Source organism: Mycoplasma sp. CSL7475-4 (assembly GCF_024834065.1).
Lineage (GTDB): Bacteria > Bacillota_I > Bacilli_A > Mycoplasmatales > Metamycoplasmataceae > Mycoplasmopsis.
Genome location: NZ_JANUYA010000005.1, coordinates 67,976 through 75,905 on the forward strand (window position 1 = coordinate 67,976; position 7,930 = coordinate 75,905).

At 32.3% G+C, this 7,930-nt stretch carries 8 protein-coding genes and 1 tRNA gene; 6 read left to right on the forward strand and 3 right to left on the reverse strand.

Translation table 4 applies throughout. The features are described from left to right. Window positions 1–40: 40 nt before the first annotated feature. The 3 genes from lepA to NXS15_RS02760 are packed head-to-tail and all read left to right on the forward strand — an operon-like array spanning window position 41 to window position 4,318. Window positions 41–1,828, forward strand: a complete 1,788-nt coding sequence (gene lepA / locus NXS15_RS02750) for a translation elongation factor 4 (protein ID WP_259290337.1) — start codon at window positions 41–43, stop codon at window positions 1,826–1,828. A gap of 14 nt (window positions 1,829–1,842) precedes the next feature. Further along, window positions 1,843–3,618: an MAG1210 family protein gene (locus NXS15_RS02755; RefSeq protein ID WP_259290338.1), complete on the forward strand. Its 1,776-nt coding sequence runs from the start codon at window positions 1,843–1,845 to the stop codon at window positions 3,616–3,618. 31 nt (window positions 3,619–3,649) lie between these two features. Continuing rightward, window positions 3,650–4,318, forward strand: coding sequence for a LemA family protein (locus NXS15_RS02760; protein ID WP_259290339.1), 669 nt, complete (start codon window positions 3,650–3,652; stop codon window positions 4,316–4,318). A 20-nt stretch (window positions 4,319–4,338) separates the two neighbouring features. Here NXS15_RS02760 and NXS15_RS02765 read toward each other — a convergent pair whose 3' ends face one another. After that, window positions 4,339–5,163, reverse strand: coding sequence for an HAD hydrolase family protein (locus NXS15_RS02765; protein ID WP_259290340.1), 825 nt, complete (start codon window positions 5,161–5,163; stop codon window positions 4,339–4,341). Between the two features lie 120 nt (window positions 5,164–5,283). Between NXS15_RS02765 and ychF the strand changes: the two genes are divergently transcribed. From ychF to NXS15_RS02780, 3 genes are all read left to right on the forward strand, one after another. Continuing rightward, window positions 5,284–6,384, forward strand: coding sequence for a redox-regulated ATPase YchF (gene ychF, locus NXS15_RS02770; protein ID WP_259290341.1), 1,101 nt, complete (start codon window positions 5,284–5,286; stop codon window positions 6,382–6,384). 18 nt (window positions 6,385–6,402) lie between these two features. After that, window positions 6,403–6,476, forward strand: a tRNA-Trp gene (locus tag NXS15_RS02775). An 85-nt stretch (window positions 6,477–6,561) separates the two neighbouring features. Further along, window positions 6,562–6,990 (forward strand): hypothetical protein, encoded by a 429-nt coding sequence (locus NXS15_RS02780; RefSeq protein ID WP_259290342.1) that lies wholly within the window; start codon window positions 6,562–6,564, stop codon window positions 6,988–6,990. Between the two features lie 26 nt (window positions 6,991–7,016). Here the strand turns inward: NXS15_RS02780 and NXS15_RS02785 are convergent, their stop codons facing one another. Together NXS15_RS02785 and NXS15_RS02790 are read right to left on the reverse strand one after the other, a co-directional pair. Next, window positions 7,017–7,409 carry a hypothetical protein gene (locus tag NXS15_RS02785; protein ID WP_259290343.1) on the reverse strand — a complete coding sequence of 131 codons (393 nt, stop codon included), beginning with the start codon at window positions 7,407–7,409 and terminating at the stop codon, window positions 7,017–7,019. A 283-nt stretch (window positions 7,410–7,692) separates the two neighbouring features. Continuing rightward, window positions 7,693–7,930, reverse strand: a 238-nt coding sequence (locus tag NXS15_RS02790) for a hypothetical protein (protein ID WP_259290344.1), incomplete at its 5' end; no start/stop codon positions are given.

Here is a 7,930-nt window from a genome sequence, read left to right on the forward strand (position 1 = left end):
AATAGCAATATTTTACACAACAATTTAAAAGGAGGCAAATATGGATAAATCAAAAATTCGAAACTTTGCAATTATCGCACATATTGATCATGGTAAGAGTACATTAGCAGACAGAATTTTGGAACTAACTGAAACTGTTGCTAAAAGAGACTTAGAAGAGCAAATTCTAGACACAATGGATCTAGAGCGCGAAAGAGGAATAACAATTAAATTAAACGCAGTCCAAATTAAATATAAAGACTACATTTTTCACTTAATTGATACACCAGGTCACGTCGACTTTACATACGAAGTTTCTCGTTCGCTAGCAGCTACCGAGGGTGCTTTATTGATTGTTGATGCTACCCAAGGTATAGAAGCACAAACGTTGGCAAATGTTTATTTAGCATTAGAAAACAATTTAACAATTATTCCTATCATCAATAAAGTTGACTTACCTTCGGCCGATATTGAAAGAACTAAAGCAGAAATTGAACGTGTAATCGGTTTGCCTACTGATAACGCTGTTGCGGTTTCTGCTAAAACAGGTTTAAACATAGACAAAGTTTTGGAAGCAATTGAAAAATATATTCCCGCTCCTGTCGCTGACGACAATAAACCGTTAAAAGCTTTAATATTTGACTCGTATTTTGATGAATATCGTGGTGTCGTTATGCTTGTGAGAATTGTTGAAGGTAAATTACACAAAAACGACAAAATCAAATTTATGTCCAATAATAAAATTAATCAAGTTGCTGAATTAGGAGTTAAAAGTCCATGAGAGGTTAAAAAAGATTATCTTGAGGCCGGCGAAGTTGGTTGAATTGCCGCCACAATTCGCGACGCACGCGAAGTGAGTGTTGGTGATACAATCACATTAGTGGATAATCCAGCTGAAAAACCTTTACCTGGTTACAAGAAAAAACAACCAGTGGTCTTTACTGGATTTTATCCAGTAGATACTCGTGATTATATGGAGCTTAAAGAGAGCTTAGAAAAAATAGCATTGAGCGATAGTTCAATTTCTTGAGAACAAGAAACATCAAAAGCATTAGGTTTTGGTTTTAGAGTTGGTTTTTTAGGCATGCTACATATGGAAATTCTTCAAGAAAGACTGAACCGTGAGTATAAAATCGGTGTTATTGCAACATCGCCATCAGTTGAGTATAAAGTTTATCGTACAAACGGCACATTAGAAATGGTATCTAACCCAGCCCTTTTACCTGATAAAACATTCATCGATCGAATAGAAGAACCATACATTTACGCAACTATTATTGTTCCTGACAATTACATTGGTAATGTAATGGAATTGTGTCAAGGAAAACGCGGAATTTATCGTGATATGGAAACTTTGGACGGTAATCGGAGTAAAATTACTTATGAGATGCCTTTAGCTGAAATTGTTGTCGATTTCTTTGACCGCTTAAAATCATCAACCAAAGGTTATGCTTCTTTTGAATATGATTTATTTGGCTATAAAGAAACCGATTTAGTTAAAGTTGATGTAATGTTGAATGGAGATAAAATTGATGCCTTTACCATAATTACACACCGCGACAACGCATACTCCCGTGGTAGAGAATTATGTCAAAAACTAAAAGAAGCAATACCTAGACAAAACTTTGAAGTACCAGTGCAAGCAGCTATCGGGGGTAAAATATTTGCTCGTGAAACTATAAAAGCATACCGTAAGGATGTTACAGCTAAATTGTATGGTGGGGATGTTACACGTCGCCAAAAATTATTGAAAAAACAAAAAGAGGGTAAAAAGAGAATGAAAATGTTAGGTTCTGTTGAAGTTCCTCAAGAAGCATTCTTAAAAATTCTTAAAACCAATATTGATTAAAATTTGGAGAAAAAATGGAAAAAATTATTTATATAGATAAACCAATCGATGAGTATGATGCATATCGCGAAAAACATGAACAAAAAACAAACGAATATTTTGATGAACTAACTCGCATTTCGAAAATTAATGTTGAAGAAAATCGTGCGCAATCAAAAAAAATTAACGACTTGTTTGCCAAACACGAAAACGCAAAAAATAAATATAAAAAAATTAAGGCCGGAAGCGTAATCAATATCATTTTATTTATTTTTGCTTTTATAATCGGTGGATTGTTATTATGAATGGGGATTGTATCAAGCGAATCAAAAGTTAATACGATTTTGATTTCGGTTGCGATTCTAAGTCTTCTGATTGGTATAACTTTATTCACTATTCAATTTGCCGTAATACTGAAAAACTTAAAAAATGCCAATGAACTTGTACAAAAATTGCAAGAAGAATACAATAAAGAACGTGAAATCGGGTATGAACAAACTGCTCCTCTTCGCTCTTTATTCAGACCTGGGATGAAGGTTAAATTATTTCGCGAAGCAATCCCATTCATCAAACTTGAAAACTTTTTAAAAAATGAACAACTTGCAAAAATGGTTGAAGAATACGGCATGGGGCGTCTAACAAATTCAGAAAGCAATATTGACTATGTTCAATCAGGAGAAATATACGGTAACCCATTCCTATTTGCTCGTGTATTAGAACACGAATTGGGAACCAAAATTTATACAGGACATTTAACCATTAGATGAACAGAAATGGAAAGGGGTTCAGACGGAAAAATGAGAACAGTTAATAGAAGTGAAGTATTAACTGCAAGCGTTGAAAAGCCATATCCGTTTTTTAATAAGGACACAAAATTCATTTGAGGTTCACAGGCTGCACCTGATTTGTCATTTGAAAGAAATTTTGCTCACGTCGAGCAATATAGTGACAAAGAAATACGAAAATTAATAAAAAATACTGAAAAATTATTGAAAAAAAGAGAAAAAGACGACATCAATTTCACTTCTCTATCTAACACTGATTTTGAGGCTTTATTCAATGCTTTTGATCGTGATAATCAAACCCAATTCAGACTAGCATTTACTCCTTTAGCTCAACAAAACATGGTTGCTTTGTTACGCGACAAGGAAAAAGGCTTCGGTGATGATTTTACATATGAGAAAAATAAGAAAATAAATATTATTAAACCCGAACATTTAGCTGATGCTTCTTTACAAGACGTTTTAGGTGTTTATTACAACTATGATTATGATGAAATTAAAACTAGTTTCAAAAATGAAATGCAAAATTATTTTAGACATGTTTATTTCACTTTTGCACCAATGTTTTCTGTTCCTATTTTCCAACAAACTAAATCACTAGACTTCATTTATAAAAATTGAATTAACGGTAATTTAAACGAGTATGAACACGAACATCAACTATCATACTTGCCAAGAAGATTATTCACTCACCGTAAAGTTAAAACTAACTCAATCATCAAAACTCAATTTATTCAGAGTGAAGGAGAGCAAGACACAGTTAGAGTTAGCTCATTCGGTTACGATATTAAACCACGTATCGATTATATACCTGTTTATGGTAGTGACGGAAATTATCATGATGTTCCGGTTCACTGAGATGAATATATTCGCTTAGATAACGATGTCTTAGCTAATATAACCAAACTTAATTCGGATCCAACTGATAGAAACGCATATGAAAGCGAAATAAATCAAAAAATTAAACAAAATCAAGACAATAAGGATGATTCCTTATTCTCGCCACATTCAATCATTAATATAATATAATTAAAATGCAAATTAAATTAAAGGAGAAAAAATGGCTAACCAACTAGATGAAATTAACGGCCCAGTAATGGATGGCGGTCGTGACGTTAATGTTATCAACAAACCTATCGAAATTAAAACCGGTGCAGGTTCGATATTTTTTGAAGTTATGCTTTGAATTTTATTTATTATTCCAGGAATAATTTTTCAATTCAAAAAAACAGCTGCCAAAAACCGTTTGGCACAACTTGAACAAAAAATTCAACACAATGCATCACAAATCGACAACTTCTTAGAACAAAGAGTTATTATCCTAACTAACGCTGCATCAATTTTGGATAAATCAATCAACCTAGATAAAGGTGTAATGGAAACAATCGCTGCATACCGTAGCGGAATTAACTTAAACAACGAATCAAAACCTGAAATGTGATCATCAGTAGATTCAGCACTTCGTTCAATTAATGTTCAATTCGAAAATTACCCTAATTTAGAAGCTCACGGGGAATTAAGAGATGTTTTACAACAAAACTCATACCTACAAAAAGAAATCACTGCTGCTAGAGAATTGTATAACGACACAGTATTCCAATGGAATAGAGAAGTTAATGAATGACCTACTAAAATGATTGTAGCTTCAAGATTGCACTATACAACAAGAATCCCATTCGCTACTTCAAAAGAAGTCAAACAACAAGCAAGAACTAATTTCTTCAAATAAACAAAACAAAAACAGCCTTATTATTCGGCTGTTTTTGTTTCGTAATTTTCAATCAAACTTATGATTTTACCCACGCCACCGTTTTCTTTATTTGCCCCAACTCAATCAGCATTTAATTTTACATCCTGCGGAGAATTGCCCATAGCAATGAAATAACCAATTTCAGGTTTAGCACTAACATCATTACCAGAATTGCCAATATGTACGCTCTTTAATGGGTCAATATTCAACAATTCACACACAAATTTAGCACCTTTTCCTTTGGTGGCGGCAGCATTTGTAATTTCAATTGAATAACCACCAGAAACCATATGAAAACCTAAATCATTAAATTCTCTCTTTCATCTATTAGCCAATTCATTCATTTGTTCTATCGTAGCACCAAAAACAATAAACTTATAGATTTTAGGTATCTTGTTAATTTGCTCATAATTTAGACGTTGAAAATTTTTAGCAAAATTACGTATTAAACTTATATTCGATGAGCTATCACAATATAAAATTGGTTCTTCATTGATTATTAAAAATAAATGTTTATCAATAATGCTATCAATAATTGCGTGGTTAAATTGAATTAAATGCTCTTTAATAATTTGGCCTTGATTATTGACAATTTGTGCCCCGACCATCGCCACAGCATATGGCGAATTAATTTGTTGCATTAAATCGTGCAACTTAGCATCGTATTGACGTCCTGTTGAAACAATGAAATACTTATTTTCGTTGACTTTACGTGCGACCATGAGATTAAATTGAGAAATAGGATCATCATAACTAGCTTGGTCAAAAAAAGTACCATCCAGATCAACAAAATAAGCTTGGGGATTAATAGATAATTTATTCATAATCAAAATTATAAAAAATATATTGTAATTTGATTGAAATTAACGCAAAAAAACACTAATTTACGAGCCTAAAATTACTTTTTGGTAAAATATACATATTAAATAATTTTGGAGGTAAAAATGTCATTAAAAGCAGGTATTATCGGATTACCGAATGTGGGCAAAAGCACCCTTTTTAGTGCTTTAACTAAATATCAAGTTGAGGCAAGCAATTACGCATTTACAACGATTGAGCCTAATATTAGTTCAGTTCCTTTAAAAGATCTACGTTTATATAAATTAGCCTCACTGGTTAAGCCAAGTAAAATTGTGCCTGCAACCTTTGACTTTATTGACATCGCCGGTTTAGTTCAAGGTGCTTCACGTGGTGAAGGTCTTGGTAATAAATTTTTAGGAAACATTCGTGAAGTTGATGCAATTATTCATGTTGTTCGCTGTTTTGAAAATAAAGACATAATGCACGTGGCTAACGAAATTAACCCTGTTAATGATAAAGAAGTTATTAATCTTGAATTAATTTTGGCTGATTTAGAAACTGTTAAAAATATACAAAATAGAGTAGCAAAAAAAGCCAAAGCAGGAGATAAATTGGCAATTTTAGAACAAAATTTATGTGTTAAACTACAACAAAATTTAGAAAATTCAATTCCGGTAAGACAACTAACAAATATTAGTGTCGAAGAAGAAAAAATTATGCGTGGTTATCATTTACTAACTGCTAAACCAATGATTTATGTTGCCAACTTATCAAGCGAACAAATAGCTAATTACAAAGAAGATGCGTTATACAATAAGTTTGTTCAGTCTCTAGATGAAAATGACAAAGTATTGCCAATTAGTGTGCAACTTGAAAGCGAAATTACGCAAATGGATGAAGATGAAGCGGCTGAATGACTTGATTCATATGCTATTAAATATAGTGGCCTAGATTTATTAACTCGTGAAGCCTTTGATTTATTAAAATTAAAAACTTATTTTACTGTTGGTGAAATAGAAGTTAGAGCCTGAGTTTTCAATGATGGTATGTTAGCACCACAATGTGCCGGAATTATTCATAGTGATTTTGAAAAAAAATTCATTAAAGCTGATATTATCAGTTATGATGATTTTGTTACCTTCGGTTCAGAAAGCGCCGTTAAAGCTGCTGGTAAAATCCGTTCAGAGGGGAAAAATTACATTATGCAAGATGGCGATATTTGCCACTTTAAATTCGGAAAATAATAGCCTTCGGGCTTAAATGGGGGTTTAGTATAGTGGTAGTACTGCAGTCTCCAAAACTGCTTGCAAGGGTTCGATTCCTTTAACCCCTGCCATTTGAAAAAAGGCTGTTAAAAGCAGCTTTTTTTCATTAAACTAGATAATGATATAATTATTTCGATTAAATTACAAAGGAGAAAAATGAAAGAGTTAGAAAAAGCGAAAAAGATTGCTGTTCCGTTATTAGTTTTAAGCATCATTCTTTATTGTTCAATGATAATATTTGTTTATGGACAAGGACTTTGATTTGTAAAATTCGCAGGAACAACTTCAAACGAATCGAATAGAGAAGAAGTACGCTCACTTAGCGTAGCATTACTGATATTCATACCATTGATATTACTTGGTATTTGAATTAGTGCATTAGTTTTACAAATTTTATTAACGATCCGCGCAAGTAAAATTGACCAAACAGCAATGATATTATTAATTGTTGGTTTCGTGGTTCCTATTGTATCAATAGTTGGAACAATCTTTATATTAGTCAAAAAAGATAATGACCCAAAACCACTTAACAGTGATAGCATTGAAACTACAACCGAAAATATTACTGAAATTGATAAAAATTAATTAAAAAAATCGCATCAGCGATTTTTTTAATCCGTTTGACTTGTACGATAAAGATTGTAAGATAATGATTTATTAAAAGATAGAACATCTAACCATTTACTTTGTTTTTCAATTTTTTCTTTTAACCTATCGTGATTTTTTTTGTCGGTTATTTCTTTTATTCGTTCTAATTTATACACAAAACTATTAATTAATATCAGAACCATAAAAACATAAATCCCACTAAAACCAAACAAAAAAACAATAAAGCCGTAGGCGATATATCAACTTCTAATATTTTCCTGAGCAAAAGGAAAAACCTTGTTGGCTCATAAAAAAGAAATAACAACAGTGATAATTGAACTAACAACTAAAACAAGATAATAGATCTTGCCAAAATATTTATATTTTTCGTACTTATTCTTTTCTAGATTTTGCATGTTGAATTATTATACTAGAATTAATGCGATATTTTTAAGGTATTTTTGTTAAGGTGTTTTTGTGTATTGGTAATTTTAAACCTATTCATTAATGGGGTTTCTTTATACTCAAAACATTTTGCGTTTGTCTATTTAAAAGATTAAATAAATTGTTTTGAAGTTAAAATACTTAAATTGAATTAACCGCCTAATATACTCATAACATTTGAGTTAATATTTCTAATAAATTGTTTAATTAAAACATCAAAGCTATACGCAATGATGTTTAAACTATATTGATTAATTAAGCTGTTGGTTGTTCACCAGCACCATGTGATCCTTCAACTGGTGCTGCAGGTCCTGTAGGAGCTGATCCTTCTTCGTGGTGTTCTTCTGTTCCTTGTCCACCAGCAGCAGGAGCTGATCCTTCTTCGTGGTGTTCTTCTGTTCCTTGTCCACCAGCAGCAGGAGCTGATCCTTCTTCGTGGTGTTCTTCTGTTCCTTGTCCACCAGCAGCAGGAGCTGATCCTTCTTCGTGGTGT